Genomic DNA, 16,112 nt, shown 5'->3' on the forward strand with positions numbered 1-16,112 from the left:
GCCCGACGCAACCAGCGTTGGGGGTCATAACAACGCGATGTAGCCGACAATTTAACGGGGGGAATGCATGCAGAGAATCACACCGCTGTGGTGTGCGCTGGTGTTGTGTGGTGCGCTTATGGGTTGCGATGAGGTTGGGGAGCGCGAGCGTAGCGAGCGCGAGGGCACTCGGGATGACGTCACCGGGTTAAGTATGACCCTCGACCTGCGGGGAGGATCCGAGATCGAGGCGATGCGATACGATGTGCGGCGTTGCGGGACCCAGGACCTGGTGCATCAGGACATACGCTCGATGGAGGATTTGGTATTGCCCGGAGGCATTCCCGCCTTTGAGGGGGAGCCCCTTGATGAGGACTCCGAACACCGCTTTGCCGACTATTTCCGGGTGCTGGAGCCCGGGTGTTACGATGTGACGATTACCCCGATGTCCGGGCCCTCCCGGGCCTCGGAACGCTGCGAGCCGGCCCGGGCCGAAGGGGTGGAGGTTGTGGAGGGCAAGACCACCGAGATTCTTCTGGTCAGCCAGTGTGATGGGGAGTCCGGCGGGGCCATCGATGTGATTGCCACGCTTAACCATCCTCCGGAGATCCTGAAGCTGAGCTATCATCCGGGCAAATTTCTGAGTTGTCCGGCCGAAGTGAAGTTCTGTGCCACGGTGCGCGATCCCGACCGCGATCCGGTACGTATGAAGTGGGTACAGCTCTCGGGGCCGGATGCGACCAGCGGTCCGGAGGTCGTGCATCGCTATACCTTCCACGGCAAGACGGTGGAGTGCGTGCGCTACACCCTGCCCGATGAGTCGGCGAATTACTTCTTCGGGTTGAAGGTCTTCGACCTCTTTCACCTGGAGGATGAGCTGGTCACCGCCGAGGAATGGTATGAGGCCGGGGGCTACGGGCAGGTACGCTCGCGGGCGACGCTTAAGATTCCGGCGTACGTCAGCTGTCCCGGGGATGTGGATGCGGGCGCTGATGCGGGCAGCGATGTCGGCGGCGAGTTGGACGGGGGCGATGACTCCGGGGGAGAGCCCGATGTCGGGGAGGATGCGGGGAGTGACGTCGGCGGTGAGCTCGATGGCGGAGAGCCTTCGGAGGCCTGTCCGCGCGGCCAGGGGTACTGGAAGAACCACAATCGCTTTGGGCAGGGCAATCAGTACTATCCCTGGCCCATCGACGAGGACATGGTGCTCTGTGGAGAGACCTGGTTGGAGATTTTGAACACTCCGCCCGAGGGTGATGCCTGGTACATCCTGGCGGTGCAGTACATCGCTGCGCGTCTGAATGCGGCGGACGGCGTCGAGGTACCGATTGCGATCAGTCTGGCACTGGACCAGGTGGCGACCCTGCTCGGCGGCTGTCCGGTGTTGACTCCGGGGCAGCCCGGCCGGGATGTTGCCCTTGGTCTGGCTACCCTTCTGGAAGCCTTCAACGAGGGGCAGATGGGGCCGGAGTCGTGTCAAGACGACGACCAGGATGGTGAAAACGACGAAGCTGATGAAGACGCGGAAGACGATTGCGATCAGGACCACGAGCATGACGAGGACTGCGATGGCGACGACGATGACGACGATTGCGATCGGGACCACGAGCATGACGAGGACTGCGATGACGACGACGATGACGACGATTGCGATCGGGACCACGAGCATGACGAGGACTGCGATGGCGACGACGATGATGACGATTGCGATCGGGACCACGAGCATGACGAGGATTGCGACGGCGATGACGACGACGAGCGTGATTGAATGAACCCGTGCGAGTTCGATGGCCCGCGCGATGGTTGATCTGAGTTGGTGTTCAGGTGCCTCGCATTTGAGCGGGTGATGTAAAGCCGCCTCCAGGTCTGGAGGCGGCTTTTTTTATGGCCGATTTAATGTGTGGATTCTGTGATTAATGAGTTTTCTTTGAGATCCATGGCTGCTGATTACATTCGGTACTCGAAAGCGCGAAGTTGACACGTTGAATCTGGTGCAAAGCGGTTCGCGTTACATGTCCTGCCTGATGTCCTCGCGAGGATGCCCGGGTCGCCGTCCACACAGGGAGTGGGGCGCGTGACCAGATGTCGCCCGAAGTCGATGCATTGACTGCTGCCGAGCCCCCGTAGGTCCGGCATGCAGTGGAGTGCATGCTCGCAGAGGACTCTCCCTCAGACTGCATTCATGGAGTCCTCTGCCTGTCCGTCGAGCCCTACGAGGAGGTAGAGGATGAAAGGTACGATCAGGCTAACCCTGGCGCTCTTGGGCGCCGGTTTGCTCGCCAGCTGTGGGATGGAAACACTCGATCCCGAGGCTCCCGATCCATCTCAAGAGACGGGAGAAACCGGTCTGGCGCTGACCATCGATCTCAGCGAGGTGGAGACCGTCGCCGGCGTTCGCTTCCTGGTCGAGACCTGCGATGGGGAAGAGGTCATCGTCGATGAGCGCGATCTCTCCGAGCTGGATTTCCCCGATGATGATGCCTTTGAGGAGCTGGGTGTCGCCGGACAAGAAGGTGTGATCTTTGCCGACTACTTCGTGGTGCTGGATGCCGGGTGCTACGACGTGGAACTCGTGCCTATCGATGAATCAGGGGCGGAGGTGGAGCAGTGCGAACCCTCCATTGCTACCGATGTTGAGGTGCGCCCTGGGCTGACCACCGAGATTGCAATGGTCAGTCAATGCGGTGGAGACAACACCGGTGCGATGGACGTGCTCGGCGTGCTCAACTTCTCGCCGGCGCTGACGCAGCTGAGTTTTGACCCCTCCAAAATGGTGGCGTGCGAAGAACTCACCATCTGTGCAACAGGCGTCGACAGTGACGCCGATGACCTCGAATTTGAGTGGGAGCAGCTGGCCGGGCCGACTCCCAGCGAGGCACTTCGTGTGGTGTCGACTACCGAGCCCGACGATGAGGGGCGTGTTACCGAGTGCGTGAGTCTGACGCCCGGAAATACCGGCGCCTACGCCTATGAGGTGCGAGCCTATGATGTGCTTGTAGACACCGATGGCGAGCGCGTGCGCGTCGAAGACCTTCTTCGTCAGGCTGGTGATGATGAGACTCGCTCACACGCTCGCCTGAGTTTCCCGGTTTATGCCACGTGCGACGGGGCGGAGGAAGGTGTCCTTGGTGAGGTGGAGGATGAACGTCCGCGCGAGAAGGAGCATCGTGACGAGGAGCCGGAAGGTGTCCTTGGCGAGGTGGAAGAAGACCGTCCTCGCGAGAAAGAGCATCGCGATGAGGTACCCGAAGAAGTGCTCGGCGAGGTGGAAGAGCCCGAAGAAGAGCACAAGAAGAAGGGGCACCGCGATGAGGAGCCGGAAGAGGTCCTTGGCGAGGTGGAAGAGGACCGTCCTCGCGAGAAAGAGCATCGCGATGAGGAACCCGAAGAAGTGCTCGGCGAAGTAGAAGAGCCGGAAGAAGAGCACAAGAAGAAGACACACCGTGACGAGGAGCCGGAAGAGGTCCTTGGCGAGGTGGAAGAGGACCGTCCTCGCGAGAAAGAGCATCGCGATGAGGAACCCGAAGAAGTGCTCGGCGAAGTAGAAGAGCCGGAAGAAGAGCACAAGAAGAAGACACACCGTGACGAGGAGCCGGAAGAGGTCCTTGGCGAGGTGGAAGAGGACCGTCCTCGCGAGAAAGAGCATCGTGATGAGGAACCCGAAGAAGTGCTCGGCGAAGTAGAAGAGCCCGAAGAAGAGCACAAGAAGAAGACACACCGTGATGAGGAACCCGAAGAAGTGCTCGGCGAAGTAGAAGAGCCGGAAGAAGAGCACAAGAAGAAGACGCATCGCGATGAGGTCGAAGAAGAGCCGGAGGATGTGCTTGGCGAGGTGGAAGAGCCCGAAGAGGAGCACAAGAAGAAGACGCATCGCGATGAGGTCGAAGAAGAGCCGGAGGATGTGCTTGGCGAGGTGGAAGAGCCGGAAGAGGAGCACAAGAAGAAGACACACCGCGATGAGGTCGAAGAAGAGCCGGAGGATGTGCTTGGCGAGGTGGAGGAAGAACTCCCCCGTGAGAAAGAGCACCGTGATGAGGAGTCTGAAGACGTGCTCGGTGAGGTAGAAGACGTCGACGACAGTGCCGGTGAGGAGGTGGCGAGCGATGATGGTGCTGATGAGGAGGAAGGGCTTGAGGCAGGGCATCGGAAGAAGGCGCATCGCAACGATGAGGAGTAAGTGAGCCTTCGGAGTTTTCTTACCAGGATGAGATAGCGAGAAGCCCGGGCGCGTCTGTCGCGTCCGGGCTTTTTTGATAGGGGTAAGTTTAGAATTCTCAGTATTTTCGATTTAGTGAGAATTGTTATTGCTGGCGCCGCAGTGAGCCTTACGTTTTATATAAGTCCCAGGAAGGCAGGTTGAGGCAGGGAGCGGTCTGGATCGAGAGCAAGGGTGACATGCCCCGGGTGTGTCACCTTTGAGCAGGCCGCCGCCGGTCCTGATTCGGGGCCGAGATGCGGGCTCAGGGAAGAGCGTAGCGTTGCCGCATTGAGGTGCCGGGGCAGGATGGATTGTGACGAGGGGGAGACGCGATGAGGATACATCGGCACAGTTGGGGTCTGGTTTTAGCGGCGGGTTGTCTTGCCGGATGTGGCGTGCTCCAGGAGCCGGTTCCGGGCCCGGGCGGCGCGTCGATGGAACTTACCGTGGATTTCCAGGGAGGCAGCGACGTTGCCGGGTTTCTCTTTGAGATTGAGCCCTGCGGCGGCGGGGAGCGGGTGGTGGCAGAACGCTCGCTCGAAGATCTGCGCATCCCCGGGATGATCCCGAGTCTGGACGACAACCCGCTGGATCGGGGGTCGTCCCATCTCTTCTCGGACTTTTTTACGGTGGCAGAGCCGGGGTGCTACGACGTGCGGGCCCGGCCGCTGCAGGAGAACGGAGAGCCTTCTCAGGAGTGTTACGACGCAGCGGTGAGCGGGGTGCAGGTACGTGCGAAGCAGACCACCGAGGTGTTGCTGCTGAGCCAGTGCGAAGGGGACTCCACCGGGTCACTCGATGTGATTGCGGGGTTGAATCACCCGCCGGTGATTGTGTCGATCGAGTACAGCCCCTCGAAGTTCATCTTTGAGTGTGAGCTGGTGGAAGTGTGCGTGAGTGCCCGCGATCCCAACGCCGATCCGCTGAGCTTTGAGTTTGAGCAGGTTGGTGGGCAGCAGCTCTTTATGGGGCCTGTGGAAGTGGAGGTGGAGCAGGACGGAGAGCAGGCCCGGGCGTGCATGCAGGCCGCTCCCCTGTGGAATGGCACCTATGAGTTCCGGGTCCGGGTCTACGACATGCTTCACGAGAACGGTGGCCTGGCGCGGATCGAAGATTATGTGGGGCATCCCTCCCACGCGGAGATGGTGTTCCCGGTGCATACCAACTGGGATATCGAGCTGGAGTGTTACGACGCGTCCACCCGGGAGTTCCATTTGTTGCCCGGGGTGCGAGAGATTGTCCGGGCGCCGGGGTGCAATCCCATCTGGCCGGCGCAGTTCTACTGCAGCCCGTATAAGTGGGATGATGTGGAGACGACGTGTCCCGACGGACGCTTCCGTCCGGAGACGGTCTACCCCAGCTGCGATGAGATTTACCCCGATGGGGTGCCGGAGAATGGTGAGTAGTGTCCGGTAATGCGGAGGTCTATACGGCGGAATCTGAAGCGCCGTAGACATAGCTGACGCGGCCAGCGTCAGCAGCTGTACCACCTGTACCTCCTCCGGTGCCGTGGGGGCCCGGGGGAGGGTTCATCGACCCGAGATATGAGGGGAATGCACATGAAGCGTCACTCAATGGTGTGGCTGGCGGCGGGTTTGTTTGCGATGAGCGGTTGTGGTGTGGATCTGGTCGAGGATGGACCCTCTGATTCGGGGGAAGTGAGCTCGACGGGGATCGCCCTCTCGTTTGATTACCAGGGGAACTCCGATGTGAAGAAGATCAAGTTTCTGATCAAGACGTGTCACGGGTATCCGGTACTGGAGGAGGTGCGAAGCCTGGAGGATATGCAGCTTCCGGGGATGATCCCCGAGTTCATGGATTCGCCCCTTGATGGCGACTCGCATCACTCCTTTGCGGACATGTTCTCGGTGCTTCGGGAGGGCTGTTATCACGTCAAGATCGTGCCGCTGAACAAGTACGGCCGGCCCTCGCGAGTCTGTGACGAGGCCTATATGAACCACGTCAAGGTCTTTGCGGGGCAGACAACCGAGGTGATGTTGATCAGCCAGTGTGAGCCGAAGAAGGAGAACGGCGCGATCGACGTGATCGGGGTGCTCAACCACCCGCCGGTGATCCGTGGGGTGTACTTCAAGAAGTTCAATACGGAGTGTGATGAGGTCAAAGTCTGCATTGCAGCGTATGACCCGGATGGCGACCCGCTGAAGTTCAAGTTGGAGAAGAAGAGCGGTCCGAAGCTGCTGAGCGAGCCGCGCAAGATCGACTACCCCAACGGCGACACCAATGGTGAGCCGGACTCCATGGAGAGTTACGGCGGGGATCACAACGGTGGGGATAATGGCAACAACGTCGGTGAGGTGCAGTGCTTCAAGATGCGCCTGGGTGAGGCAGGAGACTACGAGTTCAAGGCCAGCGTCTACGACTTGCTCTGGGAGGGTGATCACCTCAAGCCCTTCGGTTACGACTCCAAGGCCTCGTTGCGCTTCCCGATTTACGCCGGTGAAGGCGAGGATGGTTGTTGCAAGCCGAAGAAGGGAAGTCACGATGACGACTGAGCTTGTCCGATGAATGAGAGGGCGTCTCTCGGGGCGCGCTTTCCGAAGGGCATCTGAAAACGAAAGGGCCTCCGCATATGTGGAGGCCCTTTCGTTTTTGGTGGGACATCGCCGGTTCGCCGGGGGGCTGTACAGCAGGGAGCGTGCTGGCCATAGTAGGGCACGTTGTCAGCGGGTAAGTACGTCTGAGCGTGTGACGTCTACGATGAGAATTTGAAGGTAGGAGTGCGGTGATGAGAGAGCGCAGATGGTGGTGGATGGGAGCGGCGGCGCTGGCGCTGGCGGTCAGCGTAGGATGTTCGGGCGACGCCGCGGACGTGCCCGGCGACGATGTCGGGGGGGATGCGCTCGACGGTGGCGACTCGCAGATTGAAGGAAGGCAGATGCGCTTTGATGTGGATTCATCGGCGTATTTCGACCTTCCTTTCCCCAGCGATGTTCGCAGTCGGGAGGGGTTTGAAGGCGTGTTCACGGCCTGGCCGGAGGCGACGCGTCGCAACATTCTTAAGGAATGGTTCGAAGCTGCCGATAGCCGCCTGGAAGGGTGGGGGCTTATCGGCGGGATGTTCGCGCATTTTGACGGGCCGCTGGATGCGAGCACGTTGGTCGGCGGGTACGAGGCGTCGATGGAGATGGAGGGTGGTTGGCCCTCGGTGTTTTTGGTCGACGTGGACGCGTCGAGTCCTGAGAAGGGGCGCGTGCTGCCGATTGAGTGTGAGTATCGTCCGGAGGCGGGAACCTACCATGAGGCTCATATGGTGGGGTGCATCTCGCCATACGGGGTGGTTCGGCGCGCGACGACGCGTTACGCGCTGATCTTTACCGATGAACTCAAGGACGACGCGGGCGAGGCGATTGTCCGCTCGGCGGATCTGGTGCGCCTGCTTGCGGGGGAGGATGTTGGCGCGGTTGCGGCGGCTCCCTACGTGGAAGCGCTGGAGGTTGTGGAGGGGTTGGGTGTGGCGCCCGACGCGGTGCGCGGGATGGCGGTGTTTACCACGCATGACCCGAGTGTACGCCTGCGTAAGATCAACGACTGGTTCAATGCGCAGCCGGAGCCGCAGGTCAACGAGGACCCCGGGTTTGAGCTGGTGGAGGTGTTTGATGACTACGTGCTTCTGAAGGCGACCTACGATGTGCCCACGGTTCAGCAGGGGTCGCGCCCGTACTCCAGCGCTCCGGCCGGAGCGCTGGCGTTGGATGAAAGTGGGGAGTTGATGCAGGTCGACACTCAGACGATCCGCTTCTTTGTGACGGTGCCCCGCCAGGCGATGCCCGAGGGAGGGTTTCCGGTCCTGATGTACATGCATGGCTCCGGGGGGCGGGCCGATGAACTCTACATGCGGGGACCGAAGCCCGATCTGGAGACGGATGCTCCGGCGGGGAGTGGCCCGGCCGGGGTGGTGGCGCCCTACGGGGTGGCGGGCTTTGCGGCGGATTTCAATCTTCATGGCACGCGTTACAGCCCGCCGGATACCACCGGGTTGATGCTCTACAACCTGATCGGCAACCCCGGGGCGGCGGTGGACAACTTCAATGTGGCAGCCAGCGAAGTGACGCTGCACGCGCGACTCCTGGGGCAGATGGCGATCGATCCGGCGGTGGCGCCGGAGTACCTGGATGCCGGGGCGTCAGAGGACGGGTTGATTCGCTTTAATAGCGAGCGCATCTCGGCGATGGGTCAGTCGATGGGGTCGACGATCGGGCTTCCGGCGTTGACCGTTGATCGCACCATTGCCGCCGGGATCTTTTCGGGATCTGGTGGCGTCCTCATCGAGGTCGCGCTGAAGTCGGTTAAGCCGGTCAACGTGGGGCAGGCGCTGCGGGTTGCGATTGGCCTGCGCTCCGATGAAGAGCTTAATCGCTTCGACCCGATCCTCAGCGCGGTGCAGAATGTCTGGGATCTGGTCGACCCGGTGGCGCACGGTCGCCATCTGATCGAGGAGCCTCATGCCGGAGTGCCGGCCAAGCAGGCATTGCAGCACTCGGGGCTGGATGACAGCTATTTTAGTCCCGGGTCGCGGGCGGCCTTCTCGGCGGCAGTGGGCGCGGAGGTGGTGGCACCGCTGCTGGAAGAAGATGCGCTGGAATGGATGCGCTGGGTGGGGCGCGACCAGGTGTTGGAGCTTCCGGTCGTAGGCAACCGCGATGGCGTCACGGCGGTGGTCACGCAGTACGAGCCCCAGGTGCTCGACGGTCATAACGTCGCTTATCAGCGCGCCGATGCCCAGGCGCAGTACGGCTGCTTCGTGGCCCGCGCCCGGGCCGGAGAGGCTACCGAGTTGAGCAGTGTGGAGGCGTCGTCGGTGGAGGCCTGCGCGCCTCGTTGAGCCTGTTCTTTGTGTGTGAAGGCTCCGGCGTCCGGAGGTTGCAAGACCTGACCTACGGACGTCTCGGAGCTCCTGAAAAGTCTGACCTACGGACGTCGCGGAGCTCCTGAAAAGTCTGACCTACGGACGTCGCGGAGCTCCTGAAAAGTCTGACCTACGGACGTCGCTAAGATGCAGAAAGCCCCCTGAAGAGCGTGCTCCTCAGGGGGCTTTTTGTGTGTGCACAACGTTGCGGCCGGTGATTTCAGCTGGAGCGGCGCAGATCGGCCATGGAGATGACCTTGTCCTGGCGGCGCATCGGATGGACGCGTGGCGCCGGGGCATCTCGTCCGTCAGCATCCATCAGATTGAGCGCATCTCGCAGGGCGCCGATTTGACCGGCGCAGAGGCGGATGCGGCGCTGGGTGAGCCAACCCAACTCGTGGCCATCCCGTTGAAGGCGCAGCTCCAGGGTCGGGGTCTCGCCAGGTTCGCTGACCTGGACCAGCTCCACACGGGTGTCTGCTTCAAAGCCCAGAAGATCGCCGAGATGTTTTTCGAAGGTCATGTCGTTGGGTCCGCCGTGGGGGGAACGCTGGAGTACACACCGTCATTGATAATGACTTTCAATATTCGGTCAAGGCGAAAATGAAATCGATTCTCAATTCATTTCCCGCCCCCCGGTTGGACCCACCAAAAAAAAGCCCCTCGCCGGTGGGCGAGGGGCTTAAGAAGGGAGGCTACGTTCTTTTCAAGCGGCTCAGGCGGTGGTGCCCTTACCTTTCTTGATGTCGCCCGCGGCGAAGGTCACCTTGCCGGTAAGCTTGCGCAGGTGATCAACGTGGTCCTGTTCTTCAGCGACGTGCTCTTCGATCCAGTACAGGGTGCCGTTGTTCGCGGCGCCGGCAACCTCGTGGGCCGCCTCCCAGGCTTGGAGCGCGTCTTCTTCCAGGGCCAGAGCAGCTTCGAGCATGCCCTGGACGTCAGCGGCCTGGCGGATGGTGGCCGGCTCTACGGTCGGGATGCCTCCGAGCACGGCGATCTTTTCGCCCAGGGCTTCGGCGTGGTCACGCGCCTCTTCGCTGGATTCGTGGAAGAACTCACGGAAGATCTCGCGTTCGTATCCGGTGACCATCACCGCAGCCTGCATGTACTGGATGACGCCGGCAAGTTCCCAGGCCATCGCGGTGTTAAGGCGTTTGATCAGCTCTTCTTTCGAACTCATAGGGTGCTCCAGGGTAATGATCGGTGAGCGGACATAAAATCAGCCAGCAATTGGCTCTCAAGGTATAAGGGCCGAACACAAAAGGTCAACATCCGGGCAAAGAACGCGCGATGACGCGGAGTCAAAGGGTGTGTTAGGGTGCGCGTTACTAGAGACAGACGCCCGGTGATTCGGGAGGCGTACCGGTGGCGATTCAGAGGGCGACCAAGTGCGTAAGGGGAGAACACGTGCGAGTTCGGAATTACCGGCTTGAGAGAGCTCGGGAGACGGGGTTGGGGGGGCGTTTGTGGGAGGTGTTTGACGAGGCTTCCGGGCGGTGGCGTACGCTGCGAGCAGCGCATACGGCCCACGAGCCGGCGGGGATGTCTGAGCTTTATCGTCGGCAGGCTCAGGGGGCGGCGGTGATTTTTCACCCGGGTGTGGCGCCGCTGTATGACTTTGGTGAGATCAGCCTGGACGAGGCCGGCAGCAGCCAGGGGGCGATGCTGGCCGGCGATGTGTTCTGGGTGAGCACACCGCTGGAGGGTGGGCAGCCCCTGCAGGGGTGCATGGAACGACTGGAGTGGCCGCAGTTTCGCCGGGTGCTTCTGGGAGTGTTGGAGGCGTTGGCGTTCGGGCACGCCCGTGGGGTGGTGCACCGCCGGCTGAGCCCCGAGCTGGTGTGGGTCGCGCTTAGCCCTGGCCGGGAGGACGTGGAAGCGGTGCAGCTGCTGGAATTCGGGCTCTTGCCGCCCCGTCGACTCGACGGTCTGGAGGTGGCGAGTTCGGGGTATCAGGCGCCGGAGGTGGTGGAAGGGCGCTGGCGAGAGCAGGGAGCCTGGAGCGATTTGTACAGTGTGGGGGTGATGGCGTTTCGCTGGCTCTACGGGCGCATGCCCGATGATGAGCAGGGAAGACCCACGCGTGGGGAGCAACATCACTTTGTGCCCTCGGGGTTTGCCAGCTGGGTGCTTAGCTGCCTGGACGAATCGCCCATCGATCGTTTTCGGTTTGCGGCCGATGCTCATGAGCATTTAAGCCGCCTGGACGTTCATTTCTGGGGACCGAAGCAGCCGGAGAAGCGGCGACCGCCGAGCTGGCGTCGCGATGGCGAGGTGGACTGGGACGCCTTTCGCGAGCTGTGGCGATCGTCGGAGCTGTACCGTTTTCGGGAAGTGCCGCTGGTGGGGAGGACCGAGGTCCGTGACGGGCTGTGGCGGGCGTTGATGGAATTGCACGAGGGAGGACGCGCCCGGGTTGTGGTGGTGCGGGGGCCTTCCGGGGTGGGCAAAACCCGGCTGGTGGAGTGGCTAACCCGTCGGGCTCACGAGCTGGGGCTGGCCGACGTGATGAGGGCATCGCATCATGCGGTGGCGAACTCCGCCGACGGGCTCACGCGCATGCTCGCACGCTACTTTCGGGCGACCGGGCTCTCGGTGGAGGGGGCGGAGCGGCGCGTGTATGAGGAACTCAGCGGCCGGGGGCTCGACGAGTTGCAGGCACGGGCATCGGCTCAGGCGCTGGCGGCCTGGATGCTTCCCTGGGGGGAGCGCGCGCAGGCTCAAGCCAGCGCCGAACGCAGCGCGGCGATGCAGCTGGCGTTTAATGAGCTCAGTCGGGAGCGCCCGCTGATCGTCTGTGTGGAAGACGGACAGTGGGCCAGCGAGACGCTCGACTGGGTAGAGGGGCTGTTGGACTCGCCGGTGCGCGCCTCGGTGCTGGTTGTGATCACGGTTAATGATGAAGCGTTGGTGGATCGACCGCTCGAGAGGGTGCAGCTCGATCAGTTGCTTGAAAAGTCGTCGGTCAGTGAGCTGGTTGTGCCACCGCTGACGCTTCATGAGCAGCTCTCGTTCATCTCGCTGCTGGCACCGCTGGAGGAAGAGCTGGCCTATGAACTGGCCCAGCGTGCCGGGGGCAATCCGCTCTTCATTGTGCGGGTGCTCAAGCGCTGGGTGCATGAAGATTTGCTGGTCCCTTCGGAGCGCGATCCTGAACGTCTGACCGTTGGTGAGGCGGAGCGCGAGCGTCTTCCGGAGGGGATGCTCGAATCGTGGGATGGGGCGGTGGAGCAGCTCATTGAGCAGTTTGATGATGAGGTGCGCCAGGCCGCGCTGCAGGCCATGGAGATCGCGGCTGCCTTGGGACTCACGGTGTTGACTGAGGAGTGGGAGGATGTGTGCGAGCGGTGTGAGGTGAGGCTCCCCGATCATCTTCTGGCGGCGCTCTTTGCCAACTGTCTGGCCAGTGAACTTTATGAGGAGCGCTCCTTCGAGTTTGTGCACCCGATGTTGCGGGAATCGTTGGCGCGTCGCGCGATGCAGGAAGGACGGTACAAGGCGATTCACCGCGCGTGTGCCGACGCGCTTGCCGCCCGCTACTCTGAGGACGATCTTACGGTGGCCGAGCGCCTGGGGGTTCATCTTTTTGAGGCCGGTGATAACGACCGGGCTATGGCACATCTGTTAAAGGGGGGGACTCACGCCGGAAATATGGGGGAGTCGCGGCGGGCGTTGGGATTGATTGCGCGTTATGACCAGGCCTGCGATCGGCTGGAGCTCGATGCGCGGGATGTGCGGCGCGTGCGAGGTATGCTTCGTCAGTGCTGGGCGCTTCATGCAGCCGGTCAGGTCGATGCGGCGCAGCCCGTGATCGAGCAAGCCCGTCAACTGCTTCGTGAAGAGGATGAAGCCGAACTCCTGGTGCCGCTGATCTGGCTGGACGCCGGGCTTAACTTCACCCACGGAAATCTCGAGCAGGTCGAAGTGCTGCTTGGCGAGGCTCGTCGCGTCAGCGAGCTTCATAGCGATCGCCATGGGCTGGCCGGTACGCTGTTGCGGCTGGGCAGTACCTGGAAGGAGAAGGGCAACTACGAGAAGGCGGTGGATGCCTATGAACAGGCTCGCCAGCTCTGGGCTCAGGCCCGGGAGTTGGGCGGCCAGGCCGCGGCGACTCTCGGGTTAGTATCGGCCTGTCTGGAGTCTGGGGAACTTCTTCGCGCGCGGGCGCTGCTCGACGAGGTGCGGGACGAGGAAGAGCTCTTCGAGCGGGTTTCGGGCGGGGACTATTACAATGCCTATGGCGAACTCTGCCGCCGGGAGGAGCGCTGGGAAGAAGCCGAGGTGATGTACCGGCGCTCGATTGCGAGTTGGGAGGCCGTGGGTGGGGTCGATGCCAACCTGGTTCGGTGCAACCTGGGGATGATGATGGTGACTCAGGGGCGCTATGGCGAGGCGATGGAGCTGCTTGGTGATGTGGAGTCGGCGTGGAGTCGGGCGGGGATGGTGCGCGAGCAGGTCTATACGTTGGCGGCGATGATGCCCTGCCTGGCGGCCAGCAGTAGCTGGGCGGTGTGGCGTGAGTACGCCGTCACGGTTGAAGGGTATGTGCGCGAGAAGGGGATGCGTTCGCGAGATCTGCGGGAGATGTTTGAAATCAATGCGGAGCTGGCAGAGGCGGCGGGCGATGGCGAGGTGGTGGCGCTCTCGCGAAAGATTCTGCAAACGCAATGTGAGTCGGTCGGGGAAGGGGTTGTGTCCTGAGTGCCGACGCGCGCTGAGCGTTCAGGGGGTGGGAGCCGGCGCGTGCTGGGCGCCCCAGCACTGTGTGTGTCCCCGGGAGGTGACGCCGCAGACCTGTGGGGGGCGAGTTTGGAGCAAGACAAATCGCTCCGCGGGCGCGTCGAGATTTCCCGGCAGGTTTGCCCCCCAGCACAGGGGTTTGCCGGCGGTTGATAGCGCACAGGCGAATTGCGGGGTGGCGACGACCTGCGAAAAAGTGCCTTCGGGGGCGCGCATGGGGCCCTGAACATGGGTGCCAGCGCAGCGTAGCTGGCCGCGCGAGGTCAGTGCGCAGGTGAAGCGGTCGCCGGCGGCAAGGTCGATGTAGGTCTCAGTGGGCAAGGCTGTCTGGGCGTGGGTGTTGTCGCCGATGCAGAGAAGTTGGCCGAGGATGTCGAGCGCGCAGATATGACGCAGGCCACTGACGAGGCGGGCGATGGGTGCACGCGTGAGGTCGCGGTCAACGCCGGGGCCCTGGCAGGAGAGGGCCGCGCTTTCATCCAGACGACAACTCCAGTCGGCGGCCACCACCAGCGTAGGGGTGGGGGCGGGAAAAAGGAGGTGCGGTGAGAGAGGGGTGTAGGGGTTCTGACGCGTGAAGTCTTCGGCAGCGGGCGGGGTGACACCTTCGGGGACCAGCGCCACAGCCCGGGGGCTGAAGAGTAGAGCAAGCAGGGCGAGGATCAGCAACGGGCGGGGGCCCGCCCATTGCTGCATGCGGAGGATGGTACGCCAGGTCGAGGGGGGCGGGATCTTCATGGACACCTCCCAATGTGGGGTACATCATCAAAGAAAGCTGCATTAAAGGTAAACGCATCTTGATGATGAACGATGCCCGCGCAGGCGGGGTGACCTGAAGAGGAATCTGAATGAATACGATGAACTGGATGCGCGCACTGGTGATGGTGTTGGCCATCGGCGCGTGGGGAGGATGTACCGACGACCCTCACGTGCCTGCGCCGGTGGACGCCGGTTGTGGAGCGGCGTGCGACGATGGTGGCCAGAGCGACGCGTCGGACGTTGGAGACGGGGGATTGATCGGGGGCGGCGGGGACACTCAACAACCTGACGATGCTGGAGAAGACGTGACCCAGGGTCAGCAGGATGCCGAGGAAGATGCGACCCAGGGTCAGCCGGATGCCGAGGAAGATGCGACCCAGGGTCAGCCGGATGTCGAGGAGGGAGATGTCGATTCGGGCGATGATGCCGGTGGAGATGTCGGAGGCGATCCGCACGAAGGGCGGCCGCTCGGGCAGTGCAATTCGAGCACGAACTGCCCGCCGGATGCTCCCGGCGGTCCGCTGTGCACGCGGAGTGCTCCCGGCGGGATCTGTTCGGGGTGTGGGGAGTTCGCGGGGTGCGCTGCGGGTTACGAATGCTTCGCTGGTTCCTGTGTGGCGGACTGCTCCGCGGATTCGGATTGCCCCCCGGGGATGGCATGTAGCTCCCGGGGGCAATGCGCCATTCAGAGGTGCGTAGAAGACGTCTGCCCGGACCCGATGTTTGGCTGCAACGCCAGCGATATGTGTGAGCGCCGTAGCTGTGAGGAGCAGGTAGATTGCCCGGCACGCACCACCTGTCAGGGAGGCGTGTGCATTGAGGACCGCCAGTTGGTTCTCTGATTTTAGGCGTCCGGGCCGGGGGCGCTGCTTAGCTGGAGGCTTTCTGGCCGAAGTGTACGTCGGTGGCCTCCAGATAGGCGAGTTCTTCGGCGGTGGACTCGCGCCCCAGGATGGCGTTGCGGTGGGGGAAGCGTCCGAAGCGGGCGATGATGTCACGGTGCTGGACGGCGTAGTCCAGAAAGCCCTGGAAGAGCTCCACGTGGGCGTCGGGAGCCTGGTGGGTCAGGGACTCGAAGAGTTCTACGCAGCGATCCTGGTGTTCGAGTGATTCGTCGTGTTCCAACGGCATATAGAAGAAGGCGCGGGCGATGGGGGCGAGTTCCTGATCGTGGCCGCATTCGATGGCCTGGAGGGCGTATTTGAGCGCCAGATGATCGGCGGCAAAGGCCTGGTCGGTGCCGCGGTAGATGTTGCGGGTGAACTGATCGAGGAGAAGTATCAGGGCCAGGCGGCTATCGGCGCTCTGAAGCCAGTCTTCGAGTTCGGCGTTGCGGGCCTGGATGACCAGTTCGGCAAAACGTTCGCGGATCTCGCGGTCTACCTGCTCACCGCCGGCAAACCAGATGCGATACTTTTCGGGGGGGAAGTTTCCGTCGCGGATCGCGTCGGTGGTGCCAAACCAGTATTGAAGTACGTCTTGGTAAGAGGTCACAGGTTGCCTCCGGGGCAAAAGGTGTTCAACGTCGGGGTGATGTTTGTGCTGTGGCGGTCTGCGATGGTACCAGAT

11 protein-coding genes are annotated in these 16,112 nt (G+C 62.3%); 7 read left to right on the top strand and 4 right to left on the bottom strand.

Annotation, left to right across the window (positions count from 1 at the left end; genetic code table 11):
* Nucleotides 1-67 precede the first annotated feature (67 nt).
* The 5 genes from DL240_RS08175 to DL240_RS08195 all read left to right on the top strand — a co-directional run bounded on the left by DL240_RS08175 (nucleotide 68) and on the right by DL240_RS08195 (nucleotide 9,020).
* Nucleotides 68-1,747, top strand: coding sequence for a hypothetical protein (locus tag DL240_RS08175; protein ID WP_146618183.1), 1,680 nt, complete (start codon nucleotides 68-70; stop codon nucleotides 1,745-1,747).
* 459 nt (nucleotides 1,748-2,206) lie between these two features.
* On the top strand, nucleotides 2,207-4,156 hold the full coding sequence (locus DL240_RS08180; RefSeq protein WP_111729391.1) for a hypothetical protein: 1,950 nt from the start codon (nucleotides 2,207-2,209) through the stop codon (nucleotides 4,154-4,156).
* Between the two features lie 455 nt (nucleotides 4,157-4,611).
* Nucleotides 4,612-5,583, top strand: coding sequence for a hypothetical protein (locus DL240_RS08185; protein WP_111729392.1), 972 nt, complete (start codon nucleotides 4,612-4,614; stop codon nucleotides 5,581-5,583).
* A gap of 153 nt (nucleotides 5,584-5,736) precedes the next feature.
* Nucleotides 5,737-6,690, top strand: coding sequence for a hypothetical protein (locus tag DL240_RS08190; RefSeq protein WP_146618184.1), 954 nt, complete (start codon nucleotides 5,737-5,739; stop codon nucleotides 6,688-6,690).
* A gap of 233 nt (nucleotides 6,691-6,923) precedes the next feature.
* Nucleotides 6,924-9,020 (top strand): hypothetical protein, encoded by a 2,097-nt coding sequence (locus DL240_RS08195; protein WP_146618185.1) that lies wholly within the window; start codon nucleotides 6,924-6,926, stop codon nucleotides 9,018-9,020.
* Nucleotides 9,021-9,264: 244 nt separating this feature from the next.
* Here the strand turns inward: DL240_RS08195 and DL240_RS08200 are convergent, their stop codons facing one another.
* Nucleotides 9,265-9,567, bottom strand: a complete 303-nt coding sequence (locus DL240_RS08200) for a hypothetical protein (protein WP_111729395.1) — start codon at nucleotides 9,565-9,567, stop codon at nucleotides 9,265-9,267.
* Nucleotides 9,568-9,759: 192 nt separating this feature from the next.
* On the bottom strand, nucleotides 9,760-10,224 hold the full coding sequence (locus tag DL240_RS08205) for a ferritin-like domain-containing protein (RefSeq protein WP_111729396.1): 465 nt from the start codon (nucleotides 10,222-10,224) through the stop codon (nucleotides 9,760-9,762).
* 362 nt (nucleotides 10,225-10,586) lie between these two features.
* Here DL240_RS08205 and DL240_RS08210 point away from each other — a divergent pair, with 362 nt between their 5' ends.
* Nucleotides 10,587-13,745, top strand: a complete 3,159-nt coding sequence (locus tag DL240_RS08210; protein ID WP_111729397.1) for an ATP-binding protein — start codon at nucleotides 10,587-10,589, stop codon at nucleotides 13,743-13,745.
* Nucleotides 13,746-13,766: 21 nt separating this feature from the next.
* On the opposite strand, the gene DL240_RS08215 is transcribed toward DL240_RS08210, so the two are convergent.
* A complete protein-coding gene (locus tag DL240_RS08215) occupies nucleotides 13,767-14,522 on the bottom strand; it encodes an RCC1 domain-containing protein (RefSeq protein WP_111729398.1) in 756 nt (251 codons plus the stop codon).
* Nucleotides 14,523-14,632: 110 nt separating this feature from the next.
* Between DL240_RS08215 and DL240_RS08220 the strand changes: the two genes are divergently transcribed.
* On the top strand, nucleotides 14,633-15,385 hold the full coding sequence (locus DL240_RS08220) for a hypothetical protein (protein WP_111729399.1): 753 nt from the start codon (nucleotides 14,633-14,635) through the stop codon (nucleotides 15,383-15,385).
* Between the two features lie 28 nt (nucleotides 15,386-15,413).
* Here the strand turns inward: DL240_RS08220 and DL240_RS08225 are convergent, their stop codons facing one another.
* On the bottom strand, nucleotides 15,414-16,037 hold the full coding sequence (locus tag DL240_RS08225) for a DUF924 family protein (RefSeq protein ID WP_111729400.1): 624 nt from the start codon (nucleotides 16,035-16,037) through the stop codon (nucleotides 15,414-15,416).
* Nucleotides 16,038-16,112: the final 75 nt, after the last annotated feature.

Source organism: Lujinxingia litoralis (genome assembly GCF_003260125.1).
Classification (GTDB): Bacteria; Myxococcota_A; Bradymonadia; order Bradymonadales; family Bradymonadaceae; genus Lujinxingia; species Lujinxingia litoralis.